The organism is Streptomyces cellostaticus, from assembly GCF_001513965.1.
GTDB lineage: Bacteria > Actinomycetota > Actinomycetes > Streptomycetales > Streptomycetaceae > Streptomyces > Streptomyces cellostaticus.
Genome location: NZ_KQ948110.1, coordinates 1 through 2,318, shown reverse-complemented (window position 1 = coordinate 2,318; position 2,318 = coordinate 1). Strand labels below are relative to the sequence as shown.

At 66.9% G+C, this 2,318-nt stretch carries 2 protein-coding genes and 2 pseudogenes; 2 read left to right on the top strand and 2 right to left on the bottom strand.

All coding sequences use genetic code 11. The features are described 5' to 3' along the window. Nucleotides 1-326, top strand: a pseudogene (locus AQI88_RS47320) (site-specific integrase); the annotation flags it as partial. A gap of 358 nt (nt 327-684) precedes the next feature. Further along, nucleotides 685-1,203: a hypothetical protein gene (locus tag AQI88_RS42270; protein ID WP_159050614.1), complete on the top strand. Its 519-nt coding sequence runs from the start codon at nt 685-687 to the stop codon at nt 1,201-1,203. 354 nt (nt 1,204-1,557) lie between these two features. Here the strand turns inward: AQI88_RS42270 and AQI88_RS47315 are convergent, their stop codons facing one another. Both AQI88_RS47315 and AQI88_RS42265 read right to left on the bottom strand, forming a co-directional pair. Next, nucleotides 1,558-1,713 (bottom strand): hypothetical protein, encoded by a 156-nt coding sequence (locus tag AQI88_RS47315; protein WP_208616107.1) that lies wholly within the window; start codon nt 1,711-1,713, stop codon nt 1,558-1,560. Between the two features lie 296 nt (nt 1,714-2,009). Beyond that, nucleotides 2,010-2,318 (bottom strand): annotated as a pseudogene (locus tag AQI88_RS42265) (IS701 family transposase); the annotation flags it as partial.

Below are 2,318 nucleotides of genomic sequence, written 5' to 3'. Positions count from 1 at the left end.
AGACTGTCGTACGCGACCTGCGTGAGTTCCGCGATCCGGCCTCGACGCAAGGGCTGGAGCCGTTCCAGACCGACATGCCGGCCAGGCTCGTTCTCACGCGAACCTCGACAGGGCTGGTGGACGCAAGATCCACGGGCACGTCGGTCGCCATCAGATGCGGGCCTGGTCCGGTCGGCCGCTGTGGGAGTTGGACCCGGCCGATGCCGAGCGGGATCAGACTGGCCTGCGCGCAGGCGCTGATCACGCACTTCCTGTTCCTGCAGCTGCGGCGCAACGCCGAGATCCACCAGATGACCGCGCGTGTGGTCGAGTTCCCGGTCAATTGAGATGAACCAGCCGCACGGATCCAGGACGCGGCCCTACGGATCCCACCCACCGAGCCCGAGGCCAAGGCTCCGTTCACCGGGTTCACCGGCCGGGCGATGAGCCGACCACGTGCGCACCTTTGCCCCGGCCGCGCAGAACTCCACAGCGACGAAGCTAACGTCCCAGGTCGGGTGGGTGAGCGAGGCGTCCCCACCTGCCCTGAACAGCTGCTTCCGAACCCAGCCCGCTGCCCCTCCAACCAGGTGCAGCCGACAACCGGTTTACCAGCAACGAAAGGAGCCCTTCGTGCGCATCAGCACACGCCGACCCCGAACCGCGAACACCGTATGCCGGGGGATCGCTTTGAGCCTCGCTGCCATGGCGCTCATCGGGGCCACGGCCGCCCCTGCGCCGGCCGTGGACTCTGCTCGCCCGGCCGCACGCCACAGTGCGCTGGCCGCCACCACTTGCGATCCGCACAGTGGCACGCATGTGTACTACTCACCGAGGGGGTGGTCCTCGGCCAACGCACGGCTGTGCGTGGAGGTGTTGCAGCGCGCCGATGGAAGCAAGGCTCTCAAGGCCGATGTCTACGCCGACCTCACCTACTTCTGGGGAGGGGCCTGGTATTCAGACTGCTCACAAGAAAAGTGCTACGTGGACACGAATGGTTTCAGAGTGCGGAAGAACGGCGGCGTGCACACGACGTGGGACACCTATTCCTCCGTGACGGGCAACAGCGTCCACGCCACGGCTACCGGCAACGTAGAGAGCGGGCACTACCAAGTGAGTATCGTCCTGAACAAGCACGGGGGATATTGGGCGGACTTCAACCAAGACCGCCGCGACGACAAGATCCATATTGGCTTGCTGCAAGTCGAGGTCGACGTTCCCTGAAGGGAACTGGCGACCTCACGTAATCGAGTGTCGCGTACTCCATGGCCGATGAGGGCTCCTGCTCACCGTGAATGGTCGCCATGGGCATAGTGCCGCCAGCTCCCCGCTCTCAGCGGCGAACTGGGCGGTGGTGTCGCCACGGCAGCCGAGCATGCGGGCGGCCACGGGGCGGGAGCCCCCGGTCCTGCAGGAAGGTCATCCACTCGCACAGCGAGCTCGCGTTGTTCCGCCACGCCCGCGCCGCCGGCGCCCACAGGTTCCTATGCTCCTCGACAGAGTCAACCTGCCGGTGTCATCGCTGACCAGATGTGCTTGGGCGTGGCCTGAACGCGTCACATTTTGGCGACGCGCCATTCATCGGCGTTCAAAGGCCCCACCAGCCGCCGCTTGGCCCTGGTCGCCGACCATGCCCACATCGTCGGCTCCGCGCCCCTGGAGTTCCAGAGTGAGACGCATGGCCTGGGCCGCGAATGTGGTGTCGAGGGCACGGCTGTAGCCCTTGCCGGCCATGGACGGGAAGTTCCAAGCGGGGGAGGGGTCCCATGAGCCGTCCGGGTGTTGCTGGGTGAGGAGACGTTGGCGGGGATCAGTGCCGCTGGGCGGCGGCCACCGGCCTCTGGGACGGTTAGTACTCCAGCAGGATTTCGCTGTCTGACCTGCGGGTTTCGTCGGGTGGCTGGAGTGTAGCGGGCCGCGGAGTGGTCAGGGGTGGCCTTCGGCAGGCCGCCCCTCGATCGTGCGACAGCGCCGCAGATAGTGACAGCGGCGGGCGACCGCTTGGCGTCGTCGGCGCCAGTTCGACCAGCTCAGCGCGTGGTGCCGTCCTCGGCGGCCACGAAGGTGCGGCGGTCGGGGACGACAAGCTGCCAGGAGTCGCCGAACCTCCGCCACTGTGAACTCGATTGCCCCGGCTGTCCCACCGGCGCCGCCCCCTTTTCCCGAACCTGATGTGCCGTGGCGGCCAGGAAGGCGTGCGCGAGCATGGCAAGAGTGATGTGCCGGTACCAGCCCACGTAGCGACGGACTTCGTACTGGTCCAGGCCGCACTCGTTCTTCGCGGCCTGGAAGCACTCCTCGATCGCCCAGCGCGTTCCGGCGATTCGCACCAACTCCCG